22 protein-coding genes and 1 pseudogene are annotated in these 26,883 nt (G+C 59.0%); 16 read left to right on the top strand and 7 right to left on the bottom strand.

The window, feature by feature from the left end:
* Nucleotides 1-5: 5 nt before the first annotated feature.
* The 4 genes from brxC to brxL are packed head-to-tail and all read left to right on the top strand — an operon-like array spanning nucleotide 6 to nucleotide 11,159.
* Complete coding sequence (gene brxC / locus AC2FAN_RS26855; RefSeq protein WP_485177037.1) at nucleotides 6-3,443, top strand: BREX system P-loop protein BrxC; 3,438 nt, start codon at nucleotides 6-8, stop codon at nucleotides 3,441-3,443.
* Nucleotides 3,444-3,450: 7 nt separating this feature from the next.
* Nucleotides 3,451-6,822, top strand: coding sequence for an N-6 DNA methylase (locus AC2FAN_RS26850; RefSeq protein ID WP_485177026.1), 3,372 nt, complete (start codon nucleotides 3,451-3,453; stop codon nucleotides 6,820-6,822).
* Nucleotides 6,819-9,107 (top strand): BREX-1 system phosphatase PglZ type B, encoded by a 2,289-nt coding sequence (pglZ, locus tag AC2FAN_RS26845; RefSeq protein ID WP_485177025.1) that lies wholly within the window; start codon nucleotides 6,819-6,821, stop codon nucleotides 9,105-9,107. The genes AC2FAN_RS26850 and pglZ overlap by 4 nt, the downstream gene beginning before the upstream one ends.
* Before the next feature lie 3 nt (nucleotides 9,108-9,110).
* Complete coding sequence (gene brxL, locus AC2FAN_RS26840) at nucleotides 9,111-11,159, top strand: BREX system Lon protease-like protein BrxL (protein ID WP_485177024.1); 2,049 nt, start codon at nucleotides 9,111-9,113, stop codon at nucleotides 11,157-11,159.
* Between the two features lie 610 nt (nucleotides 11,160-11,769).
* Here the strand turns inward: brxL and AC2FAN_RS26835 are convergent.
* Nucleotides 11,770-12,468 carry a hypothetical protein gene (locus AC2FAN_RS26835; RefSeq protein ID WP_485177023.1) on the bottom strand — a complete coding sequence of 233 codons (699 nt, stop codon included), beginning with the start codon at nucleotides 12,466-12,468 and terminating at the stop codon, nucleotides 11,770-11,772.
* A 188-nt stretch (nucleotides 12,469-12,656) separates the two neighbouring features.
* On the opposite strand from AC2FAN_RS26835, the gene AC2FAN_RS26830 reads away from it, so the two are divergent.
* The 5 genes and pseudogenes from AC2FAN_RS26830 to AC2FAN_RS26810 form a co-directional block, all read left to right on the top strand.
* The gene (locus AC2FAN_RS26830) at nucleotides 12,657-13,712 is read left to right on the top strand and encodes a GP88 family protein (RefSeq protein WP_485177022.1); all 1,056 of its coding nucleotides are present in this window, start codon (nucleotides 12,657-12,659) and stop codon (nucleotides 13,710-13,712) included.
* A 243-nt stretch (nucleotides 13,713-13,955) separates the two neighbouring features.
* A complete protein-coding gene (locus AC2FAN_RS26825; RefSeq protein WP_485177021.1) occupies nucleotides 13,956-14,492 on the top strand; it encodes a hypothetical protein in 537 nt (178 codons plus the stop codon).
* Nucleotides 14,489-14,818 carry a hypothetical protein gene (locus AC2FAN_RS26820; RefSeq protein WP_485177020.1) on the top strand — a complete coding sequence of 110 codons (330 nt, stop codon included), beginning with the start codon at nucleotides 14,489-14,491 and terminating at the stop codon, nucleotides 14,816-14,818. Before AC2FAN_RS26825 ends, AC2FAN_RS26820 begins: the two co-directional genes overlap by 4 nt.
* A 1-nt stretch (nucleotide 14,819) precedes the next feature.
* Nucleotides 14,820-15,029, top strand: coding sequence for a hypothetical protein (locus tag AC2FAN_RS26815; RefSeq protein ID WP_485177019.1), 210 nt, complete (start codon nucleotides 14,820-14,822; stop codon nucleotides 15,027-15,029).
* 99 nt (nucleotides 15,030-15,128) lie between these two features.
* Nucleotides 15,129-15,251 (top strand): annotated as a pseudogene (locus AC2FAN_RS26810) (MucR family transcriptional regulator); the annotation flags it as partial.
* A 272-nt stretch (nucleotides 15,252-15,523) separates the two neighbouring features.
* Here AC2FAN_RS26810 and AC2FAN_RS26805 read toward each other — a convergent pair.
* From AC2FAN_RS26805 to AC2FAN_RS26795, 3 genes are all read right to left on the bottom strand, one after another.
* Complete coding sequence (locus AC2FAN_RS26805) at nucleotides 15,524-16,726, bottom strand: tetratricopeptide repeat protein (protein ID WP_485177018.1); 1,203 nt, start codon at nucleotides 16,724-16,726, stop codon at nucleotides 15,524-15,526.
* 187 nt (nucleotides 16,727-16,913) lie between these two features.
* On the bottom strand, nucleotides 16,914-17,171 hold the full coding sequence (locus AC2FAN_RS26800) for a tetratricopeptide repeat protein (protein ID WP_485177036.1): 258 nt from the start codon (nucleotides 17,169-17,171) through the stop codon (nucleotides 16,914-16,916).
* Nucleotides 17,172-17,184: 13 nt separating this feature from the next.
* A complete protein-coding gene (locus AC2FAN_RS26795; RefSeq protein ID WP_485177017.1) occupies nucleotides 17,185-17,514 on the bottom strand; it encodes a hypothetical protein in 330 nt (109 codons plus the stop codon).
* A gap of 663 nt (nucleotides 17,515-18,177) precedes the next feature.
* Between AC2FAN_RS26795 and AC2FAN_RS26790 the strand changes: the two genes are divergently transcribed.
* Nucleotides 18,178-18,468: a hypothetical protein gene (locus tag AC2FAN_RS26790; RefSeq protein WP_485177016.1), complete on the top strand. Its 291-nt coding sequence runs from the start codon at nucleotides 18,178-18,180 to the stop codon at nucleotides 18,466-18,468.
* Between the two features lie 9 nt (nucleotides 18,469-18,477).
* Entirely contained in the window at nucleotides 18,478-19,851 is a 1,374-nt protein-coding gene (locus tag AC2FAN_RS26785) for a hypothetical protein (RefSeq protein WP_485177015.1), read from the top strand.
* Nucleotides 19,852-20,140: 289 nt separating this feature from the next.
* Here AC2FAN_RS26785 and AC2FAN_RS26780 read toward each other — a convergent pair whose 3' ends face one another.
* On the bottom strand, nucleotides 20,141-20,365 hold the full coding sequence (locus tag AC2FAN_RS26780; RefSeq protein ID WP_485177014.1) for a hypothetical protein: 225 nt from the start codon (nucleotides 20,363-20,365) through the stop codon (nucleotides 20,141-20,143).
* Nucleotides 20,366-21,277: 912 nt separating this feature from the next.
* Here AC2FAN_RS26780 and AC2FAN_RS26775 point away from each other — a divergent pair.
* Nucleotides 21,278-21,559 carry a hypothetical protein gene (locus AC2FAN_RS26775; RefSeq protein ID WP_485177013.1) on the top strand — a complete coding sequence of 94 codons (282 nt, stop codon included), beginning with the start codon at nucleotides 21,278-21,280 and terminating at the stop codon, nucleotides 21,557-21,559.
* Between the two features lie 29 nt (nucleotides 21,560-21,588).
* Complete coding sequence (locus AC2FAN_RS26770; RefSeq protein ID WP_485177012.1) at nucleotides 21,589-21,744, top strand: hypothetical protein; 156 nt, start codon at nucleotides 21,589-21,591, stop codon at nucleotides 21,742-21,744.
* Nucleotides 21,745-21,893: 149 nt separating this feature from the next.
* Here AC2FAN_RS26770 and AC2FAN_RS26765 read toward each other — a convergent pair whose 3' ends face one another.
* Entirely contained in the window at nucleotides 21,894-22,382 is a 489-nt protein-coding gene (locus AC2FAN_RS26765; protein ID WP_485177011.1) for a hypothetical protein, read from the bottom strand.
* Between the two features lie 816 nt (nucleotides 22,383-23,198).
* Between AC2FAN_RS26765 and AC2FAN_RS26760 the strand changes: the two genes are divergently transcribed.
* The 3 genes from AC2FAN_RS26760 to AC2FAN_RS26750 all read left to right on the top strand — a co-directional run bounded on the left by AC2FAN_RS26760 (nucleotide 23,199) and on the right by AC2FAN_RS26750 (nucleotide 25,285).
* Entirely contained in the window at nucleotides 23,199-23,609 is a 411-nt protein-coding gene (locus tag AC2FAN_RS26760) for a hypothetical protein (RefSeq protein WP_485177010.1), read from the top strand.
* 610 nt (nucleotides 23,610-24,219) lie between these two features.
* A complete protein-coding gene (locus AC2FAN_RS26755) occupies nucleotides 24,220-24,429 on the top strand; it encodes a hypothetical protein (RefSeq protein WP_485177009.1) in 210 nt (69 codons plus the stop codon).
* Between the two features lie 433 nt (nucleotides 24,430-24,862).
* On the top strand, nucleotides 24,863-25,285 hold the full coding sequence (locus tag AC2FAN_RS26750) for a hypothetical protein (RefSeq protein WP_485177008.1): 423 nt from the start codon (nucleotides 24,863-24,865) through the stop codon (nucleotides 25,283-25,285).
* Between the two features lie 343 nt (nucleotides 25,286-25,628).
* Here the strand turns inward: AC2FAN_RS26750 and AC2FAN_RS26745 are convergent, their stop codons facing one another.
* A complete protein-coding gene (locus AC2FAN_RS26745) occupies nucleotides 25,629-26,537 on the bottom strand; it encodes a tetratricopeptide repeat protein (RefSeq protein ID WP_485177007.1) in 909 nt (302 codons plus the stop codon).
* Between the last annotated feature and the right edge of the window lie 346 nt (nucleotides 26,538-26,883).

The raw sequence follows: 26,883 nt of genomic DNA, 5'->3' as shown, positions 1-26,883 counted from the left end.
ACAACATGCTCAACCGTGATGTATTTGCCCGCGATCCTCACTCCTTCAGCCTCGCAGACGGCGGTGTCGCAAAGGTGCTGTTTCCTCCAGACGATGCGGCGCGGGCAATCCTGAGGGAGCAGCTTCAAACGTTCGTTTGCAAGGGGGCATATGCCGAAGCTTTGAGGCGCATCCTCGAAGCGTTCAATGGGGCTGCCGGGCGAAGGTCTGACACGCCGGCTGCTTGGGTTTCCGGCTTCTACGGATCAGGCAAAAGTCTGCTCGTTTCGATGCTCGGCGCGCTGTGGACTGACTTGGCCTTCGAAGACGGGGCAACCGCCGAGGGATTGATCCACAGCCTCCCGACTGACGTTAAGGCGGCCCTCAAGGAGCTTCGCGCAAATGGGAAACGCTCTGGTGGACTGATTGTCGGAGGCAACACACTTGGTCTGGGGTCAAAGAACCCCGTCAAAGCCGTGTTGGAGGTCATTCTCCGCGCTGTTGGCCTGCCTGTCGGGACCGATTTACGGCCTTCTCTCGTGGCCCTCTGGCTCGCGAAGCAGGGGGTTCTCAATCAAGTTCGGACAGAGCTTGGCGCTGATTTCGAAGGTGCTGTTCGTGAATTTCTCCTCGATGACCGCCTTGCTGCGGCGGCGTTGAAAGCCAAGCCGAGTCTCGCCTCGGATGTCGACCAACTGATGGAACGCTTCGGCAAGGAATTCGACCGCGAGCCCGAAGCGACAGTTGAACTCCTCGTTGAGAAGGCGCAGCAGGCCCTTACGCTCGGCGGACACGAGATACCCCTGACCTTGATCATTCTGGACGAGGTTCAGCAGTTTATTCGTGAAGACAGCGACATCACCCTGACCATCCAGACCATCGCAGAGCAGTTGGCCTCGAAGTTTAAGGGGCGGGTGCTTCTGGTGTGCACAGGGCAGTCTGCGCTCGGCGACACGAAGTACCTAGAGAAGCTACTCGGACGCTTCCCAATTCAGGTGCCGCTAGGCTCCGCAGACATTGACTCCGTGGTCCGGGAGACAGTGCTCCTGAAGAAGGACTCGGCAAAATCTGCGATCGTTGGTGTGCTGGATGCGCGGTCCGGCGAGATCGACAAGCACCTCCAAGGCTCGAAGCTGGCTCGCACTGATGCGGATCGCGTCAATGGAGTGGCTGACTGGCCGATCCTGTCCACACGGCGGAAGCTGTGGGAACGGGTTATGGCGGAACTGGATAAGTCAGGGCTTGGCGCGACCCTTCGTGGCCAATTGCGCCTGACGCTCGATGCGGTTCGAAAATACGGTGATCACCCGCTCGGGGTCGCCGTGCCCGCTGATTTTCTGTTCGACACGTTCGCGGCCGAGGCGTTGTCACGGAACCTAATCTCCCGTGAAATTTACGACCGTATTGACCTCCTGCGGGCCGAAAAAGGCGATGGCCTGCTGAAAGCGCGCATTCTTGTGCTTGTTTATCTACTCGCCCGCATCAGCGGCGAAGCGCATATTCACGGCGTACGCGCCACGCCGGAAGTGATCGCCGATCTTCTCGTGGAAGACCTCGCCGATGCTGCACCCATCCGAGCGAAGGTGCCTGAATTGCTGACATCGCTCTACAAGGAGGATGGCGCGGTCATCGAAGTGGGTGGCGAGTGGAGGCTGCAAACGCGGGAGAGCGCAGACTGGCAGGCCGCATTCAATCAAGCTGAGGCGCAGGAAGTTGCAGACGCGCAGGGTATCGCTCGGTCGCGTGGCTCACTTCTCGAACTCGCAGTCGAGCAGGCGCTTACCGGGGCGGCTCAGGTGGCTCATGGCGTTTCGAAGACGCCACGAAAGATCGAGCGTGTTGTCGGTTCGGATAAGGCGACCGGGGATGGTCTCGCACTTCGAATTTGGAATGCGTGGGATCACGGCCTGATAGGCGCACTCAGTGAGATAAAGGCCGGGGATGTCACGAAAGATGCCACGCTGCATCTCCTCATCTCCGACGACCGGAAGGCCGATCTGCAATCCGCCATCGTCACGATGCGGGCGGCGGATACAGTGATCCAACGCCAAGGCGTGCCGACCACCGACAGCGGCAAGGAGGCCAAAGCCGCGATGCAGTCGCGGCTGGAACGGGCCGAACAGACAGCCAAGGCGATCCTTCGTGATGCAGTCAACAAGGCCCAGTTGCTTGTAGCAGGTGGGGCCGAGGTCGGGGCCGGTATGTCTCGGGCCGATGCCGCGAAGGACGGCGCGCTCCGCGTATTGGATCGTCTTTACCCCGAGTTCGCGCCCGCCGACGTGCTCGGGTGGGATCGCGTGATCACCAAGGCCAAGACCGGCGTGCCGGACGCGATCAAAGAGGTCGGGCATGCGGGGGAACCAAAAGACCATCCCGTCTCCAAGGCCGTGCTTCGCTCGCTGGGAGCCGGTAAAAAAGGCGCTGATCTGCGAAACTCATTTGCCGCCCCGCCCTACGGTTGGTCGAGGGACGCCGTGGATGCGGCACTGCTGGTTCTCGCCAATGCGTCTGAGATCAAAGTCACGGATGCAAACCACAAGCCGATTTCGCTTGCCAGCTTGCCAACCAGCCAGTTTGGGACCTGCACGTTCGCTCCTGAGAGCGTCGTCATTTCAACCACGCAGCGCATGGCCGTCCGAGCCATTGGCACGCTCGTTGGGCTGACGGTCAATGCCGGGGAAGAAGCAAGCTATCTCCACGCAATTGTCGAGCGCCTCGAAGCGATGGCAAGGGAGGCAGGGGGTGAGCCGCCTGTGCCATCAGCACCCGAAGTGCCGCATATCGCCGAGTTCAAAGGAGCGTCGGGCAACGCATTGCTGGCGGCTCTGGCTGCAAGGCATGCTGATCTCAAACCTGCCGTGGTTGATTGGCTGGCGGCGAAGGCGGAAAAAGAGAAGCGCCTTGGTGAGTGGCTGCTACTTGAGCGCTTGATAAACCTCGGGGCGGTCGCACAACGTTCTGAGGCAGATGCCATCAAGAGCGCGCGGAGTGTCATGGGTGAGCCCAATCCCATCTCTGCTTTGATCAAGGCTGCTGCGGATGACCTTCGGAGCCGAACCAACGACGCCTACGAGGCATGGCGCTTGGCGCGGGAAGCAGGCGAGCAGCGGCTAAAGGCGAGTGAAGTGTGGAACAAGGTCAGTCCTGACAAGAGGCACGAGTTCCGCGCCGCCAACGGTCTACTCCCACAGGACCAGCCAGACCTCTCGACGGCGGAGAAGATCGCCCAGTCCCTCGCTTCCAAGCGCCTGAGCCAGTGGAAGGACATGGCGGCTGCCCTTCCAAGCCGCGTCGAGAGTGCATTACAGGATGCTGCTCTCGATCTGGAGCCCAAGACGCAAAAGGTCGCGATCCCGAAGCCCTCTGTTATTCGGTCCGTTACGGACCTTGAGGCGTGGCTGACGGCGGTGCGCCAAACCATCATCCCGCGCCTTGAGGCGGGTCCCGTTCTTCCGACCGATTGAGAATACGATGAGCACGCTCGACCGCGCTCTGCGCAAGGTACTAGCCGACACGATTACGAGCGCCCGACCCGTTTCTGAGGAGGCGGCACATGACGCAATTCGGCGTCTCGGCGTAGTCGACGATGAGCCGCCCACCTATCTTACTGCCGAACAAAAGGCGCTGCGTGTTCGGCTGCGCGCCCACGCACGCTCTCTCGGTGACGGCTGGAACAGGGAACGAAAGAAGCTGCTCTCGACACGGCACCTCGAAAATGAAGCCGCGTACGAGATTTGGCATCGTATGCTCTTTGGGCGGTTTCTCGTCGAGCGCGGGCTTTTGATCCATCCCGAACTAGGTGAGCCGATTGCACCCTCGGAACTAGCAGACCTCGCGAAAGAAGAGGGAGAGGCAGACCAATGGGCGCTCGTGGAGCGCTTCGCTGCACCGTCGCTTCCCGCCGTCTTCAAGCCGAACGACCCCGTACTCGCGATGACGTTGGACCCGGCGTTGGCTCGGAGACTCCGTGATTTCGTGACCGGGCTGCCGACTGAAGTGTTCACGGCGGACGACGCTCTCGGGTGGACCTATCAATTCTGGCGCACGTCCGAGAAGGACGCTGTAAATAAGGGCGGTGGAAAGGTAGGGCCCGACGAACTCCCCGCAGTGACGCAGTTGTTTACCGAGCGCTACATGGTGCAATTCCTTTTGCATAACACACTCGGCGCATGGTGGGCGGGCAAGCGCCTCACTGAGGAGCCGGACCTCGCGGGAAATGCAACGAGCGAACAGCAGTTGCGGCAAGCGTGCGCGCTGCCGGGAATCTCTTGGGATTACCTCCGCTTTATACGCGAAGGCGAGAATGGCCCATGGCGTCCCGCAGCGGGTACATTTCGGGGCTGGCCGGAGACTGCTGCTCAGATCACCTATTGTGACCCGTGCTGCGGGAGCGGCCACTTCCTCGTCGAGGCATTCCTAATCCTTTCCGCCATGCGCCGTGCAGAGGAAGGCCTGTCCGATGCTGAGGCAGCGCAGGCCGTATTGCGGGACAATTTGCATGGGCTTGAACTAGACGGGCGGTGCGTCCAGATCGCCGCGTTCAATGTGGCACTTACTGCGTGGAAGTTCGCGGCTGCACCCATACCGCTACCTCACCCCCGCATAGCGTGGGTCGGGGCCCCACCTCCAATGTCACAGTACGAAATGACCGAGCTTGGGGGATTGGATCCTTCCTTAACGTCGGCGTTCCGCCAACTGCACGATCAATTTTCTCAAGCTCCATTGCTGGGGAGTTTATTGGAAGTTGGTGCTCGAGATCTTCTCGACGCTGATCTGCGCGAATCCGGCTCCGTTGCTCTTTCGAAGTTGAGAGCGGCCGAGCCTGAGCGAGTTGAGGGCGCAATTGCCGCACAGGGACTACTTGAAGCAGCAGAGTTGCTAGGCCGTCGCTATGTTCTTATTGCCACCAACGTGCCGTTCCTCGGACGCGGAAAACAAGACCCCGACCTTGCAAAATATATATCGCGACGGATGCCCGAAGCAAAGGCAGACTTAGCGACTGCGATGCTGCAGCGAATGCGCGCGATGGTCGCCCGTGGCGGAGCCATTGCAAGCGTCGCTCCCCAACAATGGCTATTTTTGGGCGCATACAGACGATTGCGGGAAGAGTTGCTACATTCCGCAAGAATAGATCTGGTCGCCGGCCTTGGATCACGAGCGTTCGAAACAATTACCGGAGAGATGGTTAATGTTGCTCTTAGCATTATTACAGAGATTAAGGCTATGCCCAGCCATTTGTTGATTGGCATCGACGCTAATTCTGCAAAGAATGCAGAGCAGAAGGCCAATTATTTGCTAGAGGCTGATTTACATTCGGTTTTGCAAGACGATCAAAAGAAAAATCCTCAAGCGGCTATATCAACAGAAGCAAGTTTTGATTCGATTCTATTGCGACAATACGCCACGGCTATCGCGGGCGTAAACTGTGGTGACGAGCCGCATTACGGACGCGTTTTTTGGGAGATCGGCGATAATCATGATCGACGATGGTCCTATCAAGTATCTGCACCTGATAGAGTACAGGAATATTCTGGATATAGCTATGCGTTGCTTTGGGAAAATAATTCTGGCGCTTTGCGTAAAGAAGTAGAAGAAAAACTTGGTGTAACGGGCGCAAATGCATGGCTGCGCGGTAGCGCTGGCTGGGGGAAATTAGGCGTCACATCGAGTTTAATGAAGGATTTGCCTGTTACATTGTTTTCTGGATCACTTTGGGACGGAAATACTGGAGTAATTATTCCACGTAATATTCAAAATCTACCGGCTATTTGGACATTCTGTTCGTCAGGTGAATACAAAACACTTATCAGAAAAATGAATAGAAAAGTATCGATAACGTTGAACGCCTTAGTAGACGTTCCATTCGATCTGCATTTTTGGTCGGAAAGGGCCGCTGTACTGTATCCAAGTGGACTCCCCAAACCTTACTCCGATGATCCTACGCATTGGATATTCCACGGGCATCCAGCATTCGCCGAACAGGGAACTCAACTCCATGTCGCGTTAGCGCGAGTCGTGGGTTATAAATGGCCTGCTGAGACCGACACGAGCCTGTTGTTATCCGATCTCGCTCAAGCGCGTGTTGCACTCGCGGCGAAGCTCCCCGAAGCCGACGCGGACGGTCTGTTACCGCTTCACGCGACTGGGGCCGACCGGGCATTGGCGGATAGGCTTCGTGCTCTTCTGGCAGAGGCTTATGGGGGCCCTCTTACGCCTGCACAGGAATCCGGCCTTGTTCAAGCTTCAGATTCAAAGCTGGACCGGAAGGAGGCGCGTGACGCCAGCTTGGAAACATGGGTGAGGGAACGCGCATTCCGCCAACACTGCGTTCTGTTCCAGAACCGCCCGTTCCTCTGGCAGGTTTGGGACGGACTTCGGGACGGATTTTCAGCATTTGTTGATTACCATCGCCTCGATCACGCAGCCCTTGAGAGGCTAACGTTCACGCTATTGGGTGATTGGATATCGAAGGCACGCGCGGAAGGCCGGACCGCCCATGAGGAACGCGCTCGGCAGCTTCAGCAGAGGCTCCGCGCGGTCCTCGATGGCGAGCAACCCTACGACATATTTGTGCGCTGGAAACCAATCTGGAGGCAGCCGGTCGGCTGGAACCCTGACCTCGATGATGGCGTACGGCTCAACATTCGCCCGTTCATGAAAGCGGAGGTTCTCCGCGAGCAGCCACGCATCAACTGGAATAAGGATCGGGGCACCAACGCCCCGTCTGCCCCTTGGCGCGAGCTTGGCCTGCTACATGGCGGTAACGAGGGTGATCGCATCAATGATCATCACCTCACACTCGCCGAAAAACGAGCGGCGCAAAGCGAGGCCAAGACATCGTGATCACCCCGCTCGAACTGCTGGCGGGTGCTCTGCGCACGACCTTCGCCTATCAGAAGGCTGCTGAAGCGGCTCCTGAGGCCGTGCTCTGGTGCGACCCGCAGAACGATTTCGTTCCAATTCTACCCGCGTTGCGCGCCCACCTGCCTCAGATACTCAGCTATGGAGAGTACGCCCCCAATTGGCGGACCGGACCCGCGCTCTGGCTGCGTGCTGCTGCCGCCCGTCATATCGATGGCTTGGTATGGTCTGACGGCGAGCCACCAATCATCTATCTCCCCGGCGTCGCTAGAGAGGTGTTGCGCGGCGCTGAAGATTGCCCAACAGAACTTGCACCACTCGTCTGGTTCGCTGTGAGTGGTGTCTTCTTCGGTCAGCCGAAGCAAAATCGCGATTGGACACTGAGGAGTTTCTTGGCGGCGCAGGGAAGCCCAGTGGGCCTCTCCATTCCCGAGGACAAGAGCACCCGCGAGGCATTGGCTCGCGCGGCGACTCGCCTCTTCGTCGAACCCGTGTCGACTCTGGTCGGCCGTCAGTGGGACGCCGCCGCTCTATATGGTTTGCTGGTTGAGGACCCCACCGTCAGCATGCTGGCGTGGATGGATGGCACCCTGACCGCAGAGACGGACCCGCCCCGCTTTGAGGCCTTTAGTATGCTCGCCGCAAAGCAATTCGGTTTGGACCCTCGCAAGAAGTCGCGCCAAGACGCCGCTGCCAAGCTGGCACACAGGGAGAAGGCGTGGCGCAAAGTTTGGGACCGCTTTGAAGCGTCGGGCGGGACACACGAAGGAACGGTGCAGCTTCTCTGGCTCGAAGAGCCGCCTGAGGCCGATCTGCTTGAGATGCCGGTTAGCTATCCGAAGGAAAACGCGCGACGGGAAGACCAACTCCGCACCGCATTGACCGCTCTTCGAGATGCGCCTGCCGAGAAGGCTCGGGAGGTCGTCCGCAGCTTGGAAGCTAGTCATGCTTGGAGACGGGAGACGGTGTGGGCGAAACGGGGAGAGACCCGACTGGCTCAGGCATTGGCTCATCTCGCCGCTATCGCAGACGCTCCGGCACTTCCCGTTCACGACTGCGAGGCTCTGGCCGATGCATACGCTTCGCAGGGATGGAAGGTGGACAGCGACGCGCTCGCTGCTCTCAATTTGGTGCGCATCGGCGACGATCGGAAAGCAGTGATCGCGGCTCTTCGACCAATCTACTTGCCATGGGTCGAAGACGGCGCATCCGCGCTACAGGCGCTCGCAACAAGCGGCAAGCTGAAGTTCGCTGTTCCAAGGAAGACTGCTACCCCTCCGCTAAACGCCGTTCTGCTGTTCGTGGACGGCCTTCGAATGGACCTTGCGCACGAGCTTGCCGCGCTATTGCGGAGCCGAGGTGCCACGGTCGTACAAACGCACGGATGGTCGGGCTTTCCGACCGTTACAGCGACATGCAAGCCGCTGGTCAGTCCTGCTGCACCTTCGCTCACGGCTGGGGCGGGGGACGACATGCTGCCGATGTATGAGGGCAAGCCCGCCTCCAAGCCAGTTCTTGTGAAAGCTCTGAAGGCCTCCGGTTGGGGATGCGAGCCAGCGTTGCTGGATGATCACCCCTCGTGGCAGGAGATCGGGCGTTTCGACGAGGAAGGACATGCGCTCGGAGCGCGACTGGCCGAGCGCGTCCACGATGGGCTGATCGAAGTGGCCGACTTCGCGCTAAAGCTGGCCCAACAGGGTCGTAGCGTCAGGATCGTGACAGATCACGGGTGGCTCCTCATGCCAGACGGGCTCCCGCATGCGCCGTTGGCAGCCGGACTGGCAGAGCCAACTGGCAAGGCGAACCGTGTGGCTCTCCTGAAAGACGGGGCACAGACCAGCTACGCACGAGTCGGATGGTCATGGAACGCCGAAGTGCAGTTCGCGACTCCACCGGGAGCTAAAGCCTTTTTCAGCGGCACAGAGTATGCGCACGGCGGCATCAGTCCGCAGGAGTGTGTTCTGCCCATCCTCGATGTGAGCATCGCGGGCTCGGCAGCCCCGGTTTCGCTCTCTGCCACTTGGCGCAACCTGATGCTGAAGGTGAAGGTGGCAGGTGGTGCCGGGATGGTCGCCGATGTTCGATTGGGTAACGACACATCCGGCAAGAGCGCTCTCGTAAAGCAGCCAAAGCTCTTGGATGATGCTGGCGAAGCCAACCTTGGCGTCGATTCCGATTACGAAGGGCAGCCGGTATGCGTGGTCGTGTACAAGGCAGACCAACCGACGGACATCCTCGCCAAGCTACTAACGAAAGCGGGGGGCTGATCCGTGGATTTGGATGATTTGGATCGCAAGGCGGCTGGTGCGTTCACAGGGCACTTGGTGCGCAAAGACCTCGTAAGGCGGTTTCGCGGACAGTTTCCAGTTCCAACTTACGTCGTCGAGTTCATGCTCGGCCGCTACTGCGCCAGCACCGACGCCACGGAGATCGAGGAAGGGATCGAGTTGGTGCAGGAGCAACTCACTGCTCGCACCGTGCGGGCTGGCGAGGAAGAACTGTTTAAAGCCAAGGCGCGCGACAACGGGTCGGTCAAGATGATCGACATTGTGACGGCTCGGCTAGAAGCAAAGACCGACAGCTACCTTGCGGCCTTGCCAAGCCTGCGGCTTCCCGATGTGCGCATCGCGGACAAACTTGTTCGCGATCACGAGCGCATGCTCACGGGCGGCTTTTATGCCGAGATTGAACTTGGATACGACGCGAGTATCGCGCAGGAAAAAGGTGGCCGTCCCTTTGAAGTGCTTGGCCTACGCGAAATCCAACTCTCGTCGCGTGACATACTAGAGACAATCGCGGCGGGCAGAGAAAAGCTCACCACAGCAGAATGGAAAGACCTTCTGCTGCGCAGTGTGGGGCTTGAACCCTCCATGCTCACGCCTCGCGCCCGCGACATCTCGCTGCTTCGAATGATCCCCTTCGTCGAGCGAAACTACAATATGATCGAACTTGGCCCGCGCGGAACGGGCAAAAGCCACCTCTTCCAGCAGGTTTCCCCCTACGCCCACTTGGTTTCCGGGGGAAAGGCGACTGTTGCGCGGATGTTCGTCAACATGGCGAATGGCCAACGCGGCCTCGTCTGCCAGTACGATGTCGTGTGTTTCGACGAGGTCTCAGGCGTCTCCTTCGATCAAAAGGACGGCGTCAACATCATGAAGGGCTACATGGAGAGCGGCGAGTTCTCTCGTGGCCGAGAGAGCATTCGAGCCGACGGAAGCATCGTTCTCGTCGGCAACTTCGATGTCGACGTACAGCAGCAGCAGCGGATCGGTCACCTTTTCGGGCCTCTGCCGCCGGAGATGCGCAATGACACGGCCTTTATGGATCGTATTCATTCCTATCTGCCGGGGTGGGACATTCCGAAGGTGAATCGGGCGCTTTTCACCGATCATTTTGGACTAGTGAGCGACGTACTAGCCGAGTGCTTCTCACGGTTGCGATCCCAGTCGCGGATAAACACACTCCAAGGCCGTGTTCACCTCGGAGGCGCGCTCTCCGGGCGCGACACCAATGCCTTTAACAAGACGGTCTCAGGCCTCCTGAAGCTGCTCTACCCGAATGCGGATCACCCGGTTCCGGACGACGAACTGGAATGGGCAGTGCGGTTGGCACTGGAAGCTCGCCGTCGCGTTAAAGAGCAGCAAAAGCGGATTGGCAGCGCGGAGTTTCGGAATACGCAGTTTAGCTACTCCATGGGCCTCGACGGGGTGGAGAAGTTTGTTGCCACTCCCGAGCTTCAGTCGGAAGACAGCATCGGAGCCGATCCGCTGCCTGCTGGACAAGTTTGGGCGCTCGGCCCCGGAGGGCAAGACGAAGCCGCTGGCTTGTATCGTGTCGAGGTCAATGAAGGGCCGGGAGGAGGCGTCCGCATCCTGAACCAGACACCGCCGGCACCCTTCCGGGAAAGCGTCAGGATTGCCGAGCAGAACCTGTATTCACGCGCACAGGAACTGGTGGGTGATCGAAACCCCCGAGAGCATGAGTTCACCGTACAACTTCGTTCCTTCGACGCAGCGAAGTCCGCTGCTCAAACCGGCGTTCCTATCCTCGTGGCACTAGCCTCCGCGCTGCTGGGCAAGCCTTTGCGGGGCGGGATGGCAGTTATCGGCGGCATCAATCTCGGCGGTTCTATTGAACCCGTGCACAACGCGATCGATCTCGTCGAGCATGCGATCAGCAAAGGTGCGGCGACCATTTTAATCCCCGTGTCATGCCGCAGGGCGCTCGTGGACCTGTCAGACGAGGCGGCAACCAAGGTCCAGACCCTTTTCTACAGTGATGCGGCGGACGCGCTGCGGAAGGCGCTGCATGATGGCTAATGTGGGCAACGTAAAGCGTTACCGCGCCCCAAAATGGCAAGCCTGCCGCGCCAAGCGGGCGATGCCCGCACTCGATGCAACGGATTCTATTGCGATAGGGCCTCGTGGAAGATCATCGGCAGCCTATCGCGCTACTCAACTGGGCTCCCCAGCAGCCTTCCGCTTTGCCTTCCCCGCCCCAATTGCCTCGACAACCTCGCCCCCCTTCAACCCCAGCGCGGATCGTGTTGTGCTTGGTTACAACATCCGACAAATCGGTTCCGGCCGCGATCGACGAATGGCCGGAGAGAGAGTTCGACGGTGATGCTATTCGGCGCTTTGCTGCCAGTAATGTCGGTGAGGTAAGCCGCGACACGGGATTTCATCGAGCGGCCTTGATCATTTTTTATGTAGCGAACGTTCTCGGTTGCCAATTCGAGGTCTTCGTGCCGGTGCTGCCAGTGCGACCTGCTATTCGATAGCCTCATGGACGATATCGTCGAGATACTTGGTCGCAACTTTTACCGTTCGGGCGGGATGACCGAAAAGACTTTAGTTCGTCTGATTAGCTTTTGCTTGCGTCATAGGCGTCATCCACAAGGCAGCAATCCTCTTCTATTATAGCGATAACTCAACCGTATGGTTCGCTTCGATTTACATGTCTAGCGACGTAACGAACGTCATCCCGCAATCTATAACAAGTGACGTGCCCTAGTTTTTGGTTACGCGCAGGTCGACCTTCAGAAGCCGTTTTGAAAGAGTTTAATTTTCTTTCGATAAATGAGCGACCGCCGACGGCTTGCGTAACAAGACTATTGATTTGACTATCAGTAATAAATTCTGGGTTTGCTGCTTGAATCAATTTGCATATCGGAGATTCTACCGACAATATTGATGAACGTGACATCAATATTGAATTAAACATCGCTCTCATTACAGCAGAATTCTGATCACCATCAATCTCATACTCATCGTCAAAAAGATCGGTCTTGTTTCTTGGAATATTGAAAACGTCAAAATCATTAATTATTATTGTGGCATCTTCTTTCGAGCGCCGTTTGATAGAATCCATCATCGCAAAAAATCCGCTCCTATATTGAGGATCGGTTTCTAACCATATTTCTTGTAGAACTGAGATTCTATTCGATGAGGGATCAGAGTCATAGATAAAACCTCTACGAAGTACATCGAAGGGCATGCGGTTAATACAATTTGCGAGCGAGATTATTCTGCCGATCGCATCGCTGTTCCACTTCGAATTCGGGTTGTCGCGCGTGTTCGATGAGCCGCGAGCCAGCACATAGCCGTGCATCAAAAGCGAGATAGCCATTTTGTCCACTCAGTGCCTCGTCCGAGTGAACGATATACGGCTCAGACAGAATCGCGCCACTCGATGGCGTGTCTGGCTGTTGAAAAACTAAAACTGACAGGAGGTGGGTCCGCAGGTTCCCGCTCCCGCCCAAGCAAGGTCTCTCTCACGGCGATCCGCTCGATCGCCCTAACAGGGAGATGTCCAGTATGAAGTTCGTTTCGGAAACCAAGTCCGTCGGTCCCATCCGGGTGCGAGCGCTCGATCAGCGCGGGAGCAAGCTCGCCCCGCCGCATGCTCGGCGTACTGTCAGCGGTTTCGTTCCTCACGTTCAAAGCGCGCTCTGCGTAAACTGGCCGAAGGCTTTGGGTGCGACCAAGCTGGGTTATGTGAATGCGATCCAGTACCTCGCCCCGGCGAGCCTTTCGGGTGCGAATGTTTGCAGCAATTCCACTCCGACATGCCGGGCGCTTTGCCTCGGCTGGTTCTCCGGACTCGGGCAAATGCAGCGGAACCGCCAAATCCGGGTGGCGAGGACTCTGATGCTGCTCAATTCGGGGACGCGCGAAGAGTATCTGAACTTACTGGCCCGCGAGATTGAGGCGCTTTGGGCTCGGGCTCAGATTAAGGGGATGCGGCTTTGTGTTCGGCTCAATGGATGTTCTGATCTCGATTTCGCCGGTCCCGCTTTCCGGTTCAAGGAGGGCGGCAATAAGGGCAAATCGCTCTACGAGGCATTTCCGGACGTCTTGTTCGTTGAGTATACGAAGATTGCCCGGCGGATGCGGAGTTCTTATCCGTCGAACCTTCATCTCACCTTCTCTCGTTCCGAACTCAATTGGCCCGACTGTGAAGGTCTCCTGAAGGATGGCTTCAATGTTGCGATCGTCTTCGCGCAAAATCCCGGACCGAAGTGGCTGGGATATCGCGTCATCAACGGCGACGACCACGACCTTCGACATCTTGACGAGAAGGGAAACCCGGAGCGGGGCGGCTTCATTGTCGCCTTGAGGCCAAAGGGCGGAATGGCGAAGCGCGACCGGTCTGGGTTTGTCGTGCAGAACGATGGCGAAGAGTGGGAGGCGAAGCCTCGGGTTCGCCGCGCGAAGAAACCCAACCGAGACTTGCCTATTGTGACTGATACCCGTGCAAAGGAGCCCGTGGTGGTCTCCAAGCCTGCACCGCAGAAAACGGGTCGTCTCCGTCGGACCACCCGTCGGGCCGAGTACGGCTGCCTTCGTTGGCGTTGGCGTTGGCGACGGTGATCGGCGCGATAACGAGACCGTCGGGCCCTGCGGGTCGCCTTCCGTTGCGCGGCTTTGAGCTATCGGACGCAAACGATCAAGACACTGGCCTGCTTGGCGCGATCCGCAAAGTCAGCGGGTTCAATCTTCGCCGAAGTGTTCGAGCCGGTCACGCGGCCGTCACCAACCTCATTTGAAGCACGAGCATGATTCAGGCCGGGGCAATCGGGCTCCGGCCGTTGCTGAAACAAGCATGGAGAAATAATGTTGAAGCTGCCTAAATCTACCTGCGTCTATGGCCTCTATATTCCGGGCCTCAAGATCGTCGAAATCATTCTGTTCAACCGCGACCACATCCACATTTCCCGGAAACTTTTGCCGAGATTGAAGCGAGAACTGAGGAATAAGCTCCCGACTTCCGGCAATTTCCTCCATCATTTCCGCCAGTTTCACGAACAATTCATCGCCGACATGTTCTTCAAGTATGGCAATTCCGGCGAAGGGGCCAAATTGCTGTCCGCGCTGGCCTCGACCCACCATGTTGCCGGCGGCCCTCGCTTCTGCGTGATCGAAGTCCGGCCGAGCGCGACTGGCCCGTCGCCGTTTAATACCGAAGTCTTCAACATCAAGGCGGGCAACGCTGACGATGCGGTCATGCACCTTGGAGATTCTCAGGGTCGCGCTGGCTCTTCAAGCGGCCTAGTCGGCCCTCCGCGCCCAATCACCATCGCCAATAAACACTTCGAGGCCGCAGCACTCCCGCTTCGGTCGCCGCAGAAACACGTCTGGAGAACAGCATGAACAAGATCAATAACTTGAAGACCCTCACTTCGACCACGATCAAGATGACCGCGATGAACCCCAAACTGTTTGAACTCGGCCGACTGGTCATGACGCCCGGAATCCTCGCTCTTGCCAAGGCCGGCGAGGATTTCGGCTCGCTCGTCGCGAGGCATGCCTCGGGAGATTGGGGTGATATGCCTGTCGAGGATTGCGCGGCGAATGATGAGGGGGTCGCCACGGGCGACTTCCTGCTCTCTTGCTACACGGTCGGGAATCGTGAGGTCTGGCTCTGGACGACGCAGGATCGCAGCGTGACCACGATCCTTCTGCCGGAGGAGTATTGAGATGGGTTGCGCTCTCGCTCACCTGAAGACCGTCAAACCCGTCGAGGTCGAGTTCTATCGTATCCCGGAAGACTTGGATTCCGCTGATTCGTTTGAACGAATGACGGCGGCCCATCACAAGACGAACATGGTGCAGCCCGTCGCCATGGGCCGGCATCGTTGCACGGAGGATCATGATCGCACATTCGGCATGATCCGGTCACTGGGCTAGTTGCCCGTCGGATGAAGGTCCGCTCCATTTCGGCGACCATCCCGAGGACGGTCAGCACGATCCGGTCGACGTCGCCCTTGGTTGGGCCCCGGTGAAGCGTATCTCGCGGCTCTCGGCATGACGCCCGAGCAGTATCGTGCCAAATGGTCGTTGCCTGCCGATTACCCGATGGTAGCGTCGTCCCATGCAGAAACGGGGGTCTGTACTGACCCAAGTTCATAGGCCTTGATCGGAGGAAGGTGCCGGCCTGACAGCCGCCGCAAATCAGCTTGTCGTGATCATGTCACAAAATTGGGCAACCATCGAGATGACCGCGCTTTCCCCGGCGGCGGGTCGGCCGCCGACATTTCGAGCGAGACCCCGAGATGTCGGCGGCCTCCTAACTCTCACGTCTCGTATCTTCTCGCGATCCACGGGGACGATGTTCGATAGCATCACGCGATCTGGAGAGCGCCGGAAGGCGATTGTCACACTCCTATGGCCGGCGCGCGTGATCAGGGCCACTTGGGTTGCCACTCACGCGCCACCTTCTGGCCCTCCGCGATTTGCTCGGGGGTCATGCGCTTTGCAATTTCGTCTCTGCTTTTCGCAGCATCTCCATTGCCCTGCGCGGCTGACAAATTGAACCACATGTGCGCGCTGACGTAATCCTGCGTCACGCCCTCGCCTTTGAGGTACGCGCCACCGAGATGGTAGTATGCGCTGGCGTCGCCCCGATCGGCGGCGCGGCGAAACCACTTCAGCGCCTCGGGGTAGTTGTGCGGCACGCCATCGCCATCGCGCAACATGAGACCGAGATTGATCTGCACGTTGGTGTCGCCCCGATCGGCGGCGAAGCGGTACCACTTCACTGCCTCGGATCGGTTCTGCGGCACGCCTTTGCCATGGTAGTACATGTCTCCGATATTTAACTGAGCGCGGTCGCTGCCCTGATCGTGAGCAAGGCGAAACCACTTCAGCGCCTCGGCGTAGTTCTGCGGCACGCCATTGCCCGAGTAGTACATGAGACCGAGATTGTAGTGTGCGCTGGCGTCGCCCTGATCGGCGGCGAGGCGAAACCACTTCAGCGCCTCGGCGTAGTTCTGCGGCACGCCATCGCCCGAGTAGTACATGAGACCGAAATAGTACTGCGCGGTGTCCACGCCCTGATTGGCAGCGAGGCGAAACCACTTCAGCGCCTCGGCGTAGTTCTGCGGCGCGCCCTCGCCATGGCGGTACGTGAGGCCGAGAATAAGTTGCGCGTGGGCGTGACCCTGATCGGCGGCGAGGCGGAACCACTTCAAGGCCTCGGATCGGTTCTTCGGCACACCCACGCCTGTGAGGTAAGCGCCACCGAGATCGCTCTGTGCGCTGGCGTCGCCCTGATCGGCGGCAAGGCGGTACCACTTCAAGGCCTCGGATTGATTCTTCGGCACACCCTTGCCCCATCGGTACATGAGACCGAGATTGTACTGTGCGCTGGCGTCGCCCTGATCGGCAAGCGGACGCAAAAGCCGCAGTGCAGTAGCGTAGTCATTCCTGTCGTACGCAGCGCGGCCGTCCTCAAGCGGCCCCGCAGCCACCGGGGCAACAAAGCTCAATAGCAGAACGATGGCGGCGAAGGCTGCTCGCGTCCATGAGGTCGCAGTAGATGGCTGCGAAACGTGATGACGTCCGCCGCCACTTGCCTGTCCATCGCAATGATGCTCGCCACTCATGTCATCGTTTTCCTGTACTTGCTCGCGGCGTGCTACTTCAACGTAGCGTCAGCCGTGACGCGGTGACGGTGCGCCGCTGCCGGTTCTCTCGACGGGCCGTCCGTGGTTGATGCCTACCCAGCCTATCAGGGCCGCTTGGGTTGCCACTCGCGCGCAAGCTTCCAAGCGTCTGCGACTTCTGCGGGGGTCATTTGCTTTTCAAGCAAATCTCTGAATCCCGCTTCCAATTGATGCTCCCCCCCGTGGACGCAAGTTGAGCCACATGTGCGCACAGACATAGTCCTGCACCACTCCAAAACCATTTGAAGTACATGACACCGAGGCTGCTCTGCGCGTCGGCGAGGCCTTGGTCAGCGGCGAGGCGATACCACCTCACCGCCTCGGCGTAATCCTTCGGGACACCAAGCCCAAAGCGGTACGTGCTGCCGAGACTGTTCTGCGCGATGGCGAGGCCTTGGTCAGCCGAGGCGCTGCCACTTCAGCGCCTCGGCGTAGTTCTGCGGCACGCCCCGGCCATTTTCGTACATGTCGCCGAGAATGGTCTGCGCCTTGGCGACACCTTGTTCGGCCAGCGGACGTGACAGCCGCAGAGCGGCAGCGTAGTCGCGCCCTTTGTATGCAGCGTCAGCGTCCTCAAGCGGCCCTGCCGCCACGGGCGCGGCAAGGCTCAATAGCAGGACGACGGCGGCGAAGGCCGCTCGCATCCATGGGGTCAAAGTCGATGGCTGCGAGACGTGATGCCGTCCGCCGTCGGTTGCCTGTCCGTCGCAGTGATGCTCGCCCCTCATGACATCGTTGTCCTGTACTCGCCCGAAACGCGCGCCGTCCTACCACGCACGGAAGCGTCGCCGCTTGCGATTGTCAGCCAAACTGTTGTCCCACGTCGCCACGTTGTGGCGATTTCTCATCGTCCCGGTTCCCGCGCCCGGTGACGCTGGCACGGTCAGCGTCGCGGTCGAGGTGAGGCGACGTCAAGTACAGGGTACGACGCTAAACAACTGGGTTCGATGCGCTCACTCACGCCTGATCGCTGCCACCCATTCCGCTCCCATGCCGCTCCAGTGCCCCGGTGCTGGCCCATCCAGAACTCCGACACGACGATGCGAGGTCAAGCCGACGCGGTCGGCTGTCCTCCCGATATTCCAACCACGGTGCGGACCATTCACTTGCAGGATCGCGCTAAGCCCAACGGCGTCGGCATTGATGAACCGGCAGGATGAAGGGCCTGAGGAGTTCGCCACCGAACTGGGGGGATACGATGTCGAAGGCCAGTTTCGATGCTCGGCGGCAAGTTGCCTCATGCGCGGTGCCTGCCCGTTGCCATATCGATTGCCAAATTGCGCCCACCAATCTTGCCAGAAAGATCGCCACTTCCTGCCAGATAAAATTCCAGATTGGACGTGCGAGTTTGAAGGGAACCATCATAATCAGCGCATTCAAGGAGGCTTGTGATGCGCGAGAGACGCAAACTATTCCCTTCGTCGCCGGCTTTGACGGCTCACGCGGGCCGGCGCTGTCAGCAGCGCGGAATCCGTCAGGAACAACGGGATGCCGTGTTCGCCTATGGAGATCGCGAGCAGGCGGTCGGTGGCGGGTGCTACAGATTGATGATTTCCGATAGGCGAATGTCCGAACTGCGCCGGTTGGGACTCATCTCTGCGCAACTCGCCGATCGCTGCCGGCGTCTGGCACTGATTACCGATGGCGCGAACATCGTCACCAACTACAAGCTGGAGCATTGAGAGCGACCAATGCGCGATAACGTTATCGAATTCCCGAAGCAGGGTGGGAGGCTTGGGAGCCGCATCCTAGAGCGCAGCCGGTTGGACGGCAGTGACAAGGCAAAGTTCGCGGAGAATTTGGGTCGGCTGGCTGCAATGGTGAACCCAAGCGACCCATTAGCCGGGGCGCAAAGGATCATCACTGGGTCCCGCCTCGATGGAATCTGGGAGAAGCGTAAGCGCTACTTTCGCCTTCCCGGTGAGGCTGCACCAGCCTCGACCAAGGATGGAGAGTATGGCTCGCGCCCAAGCACCTTCGTGACGCTGGCCCGTGCGGCTGCTCGGCTCATAATCGGATCAGATCAACCGGACCGCATCGAGGCCGAGGAGCGCAGAGCGATCAAGAAGCTGGCCGAGGGCTCGTCTTTCGCGCCGGCCTTCGTGCCGCTCGACCCACAGGATCAGACCGCGAAATCCCTGCTGGATGATTTCGCCGCCCGCTTGTCCGCCGCTATCGTCGAGCGCACTCGGCTCGTCGAGCTATGGCGTGTCCTCGAAACGTCGCCGTTCTTTGTGGATGCCATGACCGAAAGCGAGCTTCCAACGGTTGGCCCCTCGCCCTACGGCAGTGCAGGCGAGTTTCCGCCATCGTTACTTTCAACACGCTTCAATGATTGGGTGGTGGCGGCTCGCTTTGTAACCGAGCATCCCTCGTCCCGTCTTGCTTGGGCGAATCCCCGTATCAAGATCGGTCGCGTAGCGATCACAACCGAAGCCCGTATTTTTTTGGTGCCCACAGAAATTGGATCACTACTGGCGTCCGGTGATTATACTGACAAAGCAGAAAAGGCCCAACAAAAGGGAATAAAGTGGATCGAGAAAATTATTAAAGAATACGGCGGGCTACCAGAAGAAGATGAATATTGGCATCAGTGCTTTTTCTCAAAAATGTGCGACGTTTTTGTAGAAATCTTTCCCAATGACATGTCACCAAAATTTAATATGTTTCTTGTTCATGATTTTCTTTGGCCGGATAATTGTTCATTTTCCGATCCAAAGGAAGAGTGGAGTGGGGATAGAACCTTACCAAAACTCGAACGAGATATTTTTGAGAGTGATTTTAAGCACGTCCAAGTTAGGTGCATAGAATCAGATCGATTTGGCGATTTTACAGTAGTTCATGAGGGGCGTTTAACCGATATTCGGAAGATTCTAATCCTCGCGTGTTTGGGATTCTGGAAGGCTCGCAGCCTATTTCAGGTCCATTCGATAATGGATACGCAACGGAAGGCTGGACGAGCGACTCAGAGACTTCCGGCTTGCTGCTGTCCAACGAGGCCCGATTTTACCCAACGATCCCCGACGCGAACCCGACGAATGGCCCGATCGTCGGGGGCTCAATAGGTGCGGCAATCCTCCACAATGTGAAGTTTGCTTCACAGGAGACGAGCATCGCCGCGCAACTAATCGCGCACGCTCAATTGATCGCAGATGCGGGACTGCGCTTCCACGAGGCCCTCATCGATAGTTATCGGGAATCTATTCGAAGGATTTGACCGGGAATGCGGCTGGTCAAATCCGGGGCAACCGGGTCGCTACCACGCATACCAATCGAGAAATCTGTCCAGTCCACCGTGGCTGATGACCTCAACACGTAGTGTCGATGGCGAGCGGAGAGGCTGAAGCGGCCCGTTCATATTCGAGTTGGCATTGGACGGGCGGTCGAGCAACTGCACCCCGTCAATTCTCGGCGGCCGGGGCCCTGAAACCATATGCGCGCCGCGCTGGCCTCGCGGTGGATCGCGAGCATCTTGCCCGATGCCGTCTTGAAACCGACGACATAGTTGGTCGGCGGCTTGACAGGCTCGCCCAGCCGCGCGCGCAGGATTGCTTCGGCTTCTGCAATCTTCAACGTCATGTCCGATTGCTCCGTGCTTGGAGATCACGTTCTGGGCGGGCTCGAAGTGCCCGAGAAAGGGCTGTCGCTGGGACTACTGCCGCTCGCGTTAATGAAGCCGATACGCTGCCCAGCGCGTGCGGGATCGCCTGCCCTGCGTGGATATCGGCGGGGTTTGACCTTTCCGACGCGCCGGCCGCCGTGTCCGGCCCAATCCACAAGGCATCCAGCCCCGACCGCCGATCGATCAGTTTCGTGACGGCACGCAAACGATGAAGGCGCTGGCCTTCTTGGCGCGATCTGCGAGATCAGCGGGTTGAGCTTCGCGGAGGTCTTCGTGCCGGTCTCGTAGCTTACGCCGTCAGCTTAAAGAAACCCGGTCGCAAGGGACGATGATGTTCTGCGGCAGGTCACCGCTCGATACCATGACCTTCGCCGCATTCAGATTCGAGGTGACGGTCCCGACGGAGGTGGCGGAGAGACCCTGCCGACGGGCAGTCGGCGCGTGATGATGAGGTCTCGGGCTATCGAGGCCGGACGTCTGGGGCCCTTACCCCGAGAGGGTAAGGGAGAGGTCTGGAAACCGCTCACCCTGTCGCCATGGCCGCTGGCCGCTATAATGCCCCGGAGTACCAGCCGGGACGATCACGGAGTCTCGATACGATCCCAAGACGGCTGCGCACGTCAGGCAGGCTCGATGGAGTGAGCGGACGAAGCCCGCCGGATCATCACTGTCAGCCCTGAGACGATGAGGATCATTCGCGGGTTGCCGGCGCTCGACATCAGGGAACCTGCCGCAGCCACAGAGCCGGCATCGGCCGACCAAAGAAGCGGTTGCACAAGGCTCGCGCTGCATTAAACGAGGGGCGGAAACTCCCTCCGGCCGTCAATATGATAATTCACAAGCTCGCTACCGCAACTATTATTGTCCTGATGGCGACCGCAGCTTCCGCGCAAGGTGTCGACTACAACCAGTGCCGGCAGATCGTCGCGACACATTCCTTCATGATGGAGGCGCGCAAAGCTTGCCGGATCAAGCTGGCGAAGGACACTTCCGCTCTCGCCTATCAATGTGTCAACGCATTGAGCGAGTTCCACCGCAACCTCGCCATCTATTACGGCCGGGAGGAAGTGTGGAAGCCGTTTCTAAAGCGGAATGGCAAGTCGACCTGTCAGAAGGTGAAGGACGACTTCAACCCGCTGATCGCGGATTAAGGCTCCACGTCATCCGCCTCGATATCGAGGTGACGGATCGCTTCGGAAACCCGGTCGTTCCGCGCGAATGGTTTCTCGTGCCGGTGTTCGCCATCGACGAGTCGGTTGAGCGCATCAAAGACGGGACGATCACGGAGTATCGATACGATCCCAAGATGGCGGCGCTGGTGAAAGTGGCGAGCTAAAGCAGGCCGGATATCACGGCGGGGAGCGCCGGCGGCTTGGCGGACCCTCCGGATCATCACTGTCAGCCTTGAGACGATAAAGATCGTTCAAGCGTTGCGGCGCTCGACATTCTGGAGCCGGCCGCCGCCATGGAGCGACAGCACCTCACTTATAATTCGATGTCGGACGGCTGCTTCACGGGCGTGCGAGAGGCAGGTTGCTCGGACGAACCATCCTTCTCCCGCCAGACAACGGCCCACTTCTTTGTAGCAGTGACGAATATCTGCTTGAAGTAGCCATCGCTGATCATGTTGTAGCATGACAGCGTGTCAACGTGAGTGTTCGAGCGGCAGTAGTTTGATTCGCCGTCATCCCATGTCTTGAGGATGAGGTGCTCGTCATTGGTGAGGACGAGGCGCGCCACCCATGCACAGCCGCCTTCGGGCGTGCAGTTGCGCGCAACCTTAGCGCCGCGCTCAGTCATCCACTTTGCAATTTCGAGAGTGCGGGTTGCACCGCTCTTGCCCGCGACGATCTCGCGCGGCGTGTTCTTCCCGTCGCCGATGAGGCGACCACGAGTTGCCTCTTGTGCAGCGGCGGGAGCAAAGAGGCCAGCGAGGACAGCAGCGCTGGCAAGCAGGATCGGCAGGAGTTTCATTGTTACCCTCCTTGGGTAAGTGAGACAGTGGTGGCAGAGCGTTCTATGGGGAGGAACACGCCCCTCCCGGTAGAAAGCTAGGGTTTCAAAGCAGTCCGTAGCTATTGGATATGCCGAACCGGACCTCGGCCACAGTATGAATGGTACTAACGGGATGATGAAGCCGATGAATGAGCAGAGACCAAAGTCTAGCCGGTGCAGCGAAAGCTAGAAATGGCGTCAGAACAGCCGATGATCCATGATCTGAAATGGCTCATGTGCGAACGTCCTCCTGCTAACAACTGCTGCCGCCCCGGTGCCCTGCGCGATGATGCCGGTAGGGCGGCCGGATGTCCCGGATAAGACCCGCTTAAAATACGGTGCTGCGGCGTCCGAAGCTTGTTGCTTTCAGCCAAAGTGTTGCTCGCCCTTGCCTTGTGATGCACGGCGAGAGGTGCAAGGATTTGCAGTCCTATCATCCGTAAGGCGATGTCCCCCGCAGAGAGGAGGGTCAGGTGCTCGATCTCAGGAAGCCCCTAGTGCTCAGTCTGGTTCTCGGCATCGCGCAACTGACGCTGACAAGTTTTTTCCTCGGGCTGCTCATAGGGCGCGAGGGCTGGTAGCCGACATCGTGCGCCACGACATCACGGTGCGGGTGCTCAAGGCCTTCCGGAAGTGAACGCGGCGGCAAATTAGAGGGCCGGGAATTCTCAGCGCGTCTATGAGGAGAGGCCTCAGGAAGGCGAGCTTCATGAGGCGAACCCGTAAAATCTGGCGGGGATTGACATAGACGAGCGCCATAACCTGCGTCAGAGTGGCGCTATGGGAGTGCTCAGGATGAAACTCGCGGCCGTCGGATTAGCTCTGGCCTTGGCGGGATGCGTTGTCAGGGCGGAAGATACAGAGGCTTGGCGGGGGCGTTCGGTTAACGAACTGGACCTTCACCCCGTCTTCTTGACCATGCAGAAGGTCGAGACGGTGGCCGCTGATGGCACTAAAATCCGTAACTATGTGAACGGGAGACAGGTTTCATCCTGCTCCGGCAATGGCACGATTTTCCGAGGCCCTGTCTCGGCCGCCACCTACTCGGATTTCTCAAGCTGCATGTCGTCGTTCGCTGCCTGCAACAATATTTTCTACATCAAGAGCGGGGTCGTTCAATCCTATGCGCCTGTTGGATCAGGCGGCGCGAGATGCGTTACGGATGAACGCTTGCAGCCCGGCTTCCGGGGCGCGACGAATATATGACTGCCGGACACTGACCTTTTCGCCCTCCGCATTCTTCGCTGCCATGCCCACGGCCGGCATAGCTGCCAGCATTGGATTTGCGGCCGTTGCACCCAGCCACGCGCCGGTCCCTTCCCCCTTGTTCCGCGAGGCAGGAAAGCACGTCCCGCACCCTTGTCCCTGCTCCGGTTAGAAGGCACCCTATCGACACGAAGCCATACGAAGCTGCGTCAGCCCCGGATCGGTGACGGAGCGCCTGACCAATCCCCCGCCAATGGGGTTGGGAAGGGGCTACCCAGTGTTTCGCTGCACGAAGTGGCTGCCGCCAGATCGCAGAGGCGACGCGCAATCGCCCGCCGAGTGCAAGCGCTTCTCGGAAGGCACACCGTGCGACATCTTCGCGTCGGAGAAGATGCCGCCTCGGTGCAACTCGATCATGTTCGAGCTTCTAGCGAATCATCAGAATGTGTTGCAGGGCAATTCTGCGGGAATTTTAGTCTCATGCGATCGTGGGACTGGTCCGAATGTTTGACTTCGGATGGTCGACTCCACTTTCGGTGTTGCGAGCTAGACACGATCGTGGATTCCCGTAACGTCATGGGCTCGAACTTCTCTCGCAAAGGACGTGGCGATGCGTATCCATCTGTCTCTGTTCTTTGCGTCTTTGGCGTTTCTCGCCTGTCCCGTAGAAGCGCAGCAGCGAGAAACTACGGGAGACAGTGTGCGTGACGCCTGTCGCGAAGAGGCGAAACGGTCGATTACCAGAAGCCGAACGTCACGGATTGAACAGGAGCAACTGAAAGAAATGCGGCGGCAATACACCCGCGAATGCCGGCAGTGAGCCAAAGCGCGTTGATGTAGCTCATGATCTCAACACGGCCGAAATGCTCGCCTGAAAGCCGGCCCCCTTCTCCCACAAACGGTCGGTTCGCGATCTCCCTCATGCCGGCGAGTGCGGAAGCCTTGGAGCCGCCTAGTGTGGCTGGATTTTACTCCTGACACCGGTTGCCCGGATGTGCCGGGCGCATGTGACACCGGTGACCCACGTCAACCGAGTTACCCCGAGGGTAAAAGAACCGGGCGCATGGGGCACTTCCTGCTCCCCTGCACGGACGGCCCGCTTCGTCGGGCGCATATAGCACCGCCCACCCCGTGAGACCGGTGAGGCTGGATCAGAATGAACATGTTGTGGGATGGCGTAAGATAGAACCCCACCACTTGGCCCACTGATAGGTGCCAGAGGGGGCAGCGCGGGTCCCAGCGGAGGTGATGCAGTGGAACCGTATCCAAGTGACGACTACGAGACGCCGATTGAGGAACTGCCGGGCTATCTCGGCTATACGTGGGATGGTGAATTCTACACCGGCCCCGAATTGCAGTGCGTTAAGGATTTCGATTGGGATAGTTTTGCCGAATTGCTTGAAGAAGCTGGCGACCTAACGCTGGCGGTCGAGATCAGCGGTGTCGATGTTCCCGTCATCGTGCGGCCTTATGATGATCTTGCGTTTATCCTCGACCAACTCCCGACCATTACCGTTTTCCGAGACCTCGGGCCGCCGGATGCAGGTCCGGCTTCTGGGTCTGGGTATATCTTCACGATGAAGGACGGCGTCTCAACTTCTGCGGTTGTAGACAGTGTCGCCGCGCTTCGGGCCGGGCTAGACCGAATGTTGGCAGAGCTTCAACTAGGGAAATGAAGCTAGTGCGCACCGTAGAACCGGATCGCGGCGCGGGTCGGAACGCCGACGCTGCGCGATCGGGTAGGTCTGAAATTCATCCTCGCCTCCAAAAGCACAGTACCATTCCGCTCGGTTTACCGAAGGTGCGACAGACGGAGCCGGTCCAGCAACGCGCGGTGCGTGGGGTGCCGTCAATGCCGCCGATGCCGTGGCAGGACGACGGGCGGTAGCAAGTTGCCGCAGGCCGGTGGCCGCTGCCTCCGTTGTGCCCCGCGCGCAATCTATAGCGGTGCTTGCCCGTGCTGCGCGCTCTAAAACTAGCTGCCTATCGCATCGCCGGCGTTCGCCTGATTGAGCGAGTTCAAGTTGCGACCCGTTTAGCGCGGCTGATCACCATGGCCTTACCTTGCCACTCTCGCGCCAGCTTCTGGGCTTCCGCGATTTGTGCCGGGGTCATGAGCTTTGCAGTGTCTTCTCTTTTTCTGGCAGCATCTTCATCGCCCTGCGCGGCCGACAGATTGAGCCACATGTGTGCACGGACGTAATCCTGCGGCACGCCTTTACCTGTGCGGAGCGCGACACCGAGGCTGTTCTGCGCGTCGGCGTCGCCTTGGTCAGCGGCTAGTCGAAGCCACTTCAGCGCCTCGGCGTAATTCTGCGGAACCCCATCGCCATCGCGGTACATGAGGCCGAGATTGTACTGCGCGTCGGCGTCGCCTTTGTCAGCGGCGAGGCGAAACCACTTCAGCGCCTCGGCGTAATTCTGCGGGACCCCATGGCCATCGCGGTACATGAGGCCGAGATTGTACTGCGCGTCGGCGTCGCCTTGGTCAGCGGCGAGGCGATACCACTTCGTCGCCTCGGCGTGGTTCTGCGGCACGCCCTCGCCATTGTGGTAAGCGACACCGAGATTGCTCTGCGCGAGGGCGTCGCCTTGGTCAGCCGCGAGGCGATACCACTTCACCGCCTCGGCGTGGCTCTGCGGCACGCCTTTGCCTCGGTAGTACATGCGGCCGAGATTGAACTGCGCTCTGGCGACACCTTGGTCGGCCAGCGGACCCGAGAGCCGCAGAGCGGCCGCGTAGTCGCCGCTGTCGTATGCAGCGGTAGCATCCTCAAGCGGACCTGCCGCCACCGGTGCGGCAAGGGTCAATAGAAGAACGATGGCGGCGAAGGCTGCTCGCTTCCATGAGGTCGCAGTCGATGGCTGCGAAACGTGATGACCTCCGCCGCCACTTGCCTGTCCGTAGCCGTGATACTCGCCGCTCATGCCATCGTTGTCCTGTATTAGCCCCATGTGCGCGTCATCCTGACACGCACGCCAGCGTCGCCGCTTGCGATTGCCAGCCAAACTGTTGTTCTACCTCGCCACGTTGTGAGGGTTGCCCATCGTCATGGTTCCCGCGACCCGTGGCGCAGGTGCGGTCGCGTTTTGGTCGAGGTGAGGCGTCGTCAGCGGCAGGTGTCGACTCTGATCAACGGGGCGGGGATGGGGGGTATGTGGTCGTGTCTGAAGCATGTGGAAGTATGTGTTTGAGCAGATCAAGATCGAGGACTGGGCGGAGCGGCCCATCAGTGCTGGATTAGCGTCATATCTTGAACGCATTAAAGCGTTC

The organism is Allobosea sp. RIT-PG3_2, assembly GCF_057321085.1.
Note: the sequence above shows the minus strand (reverse complement) of the source record. Positions and strands in the feature narration are given on the sequence as shown.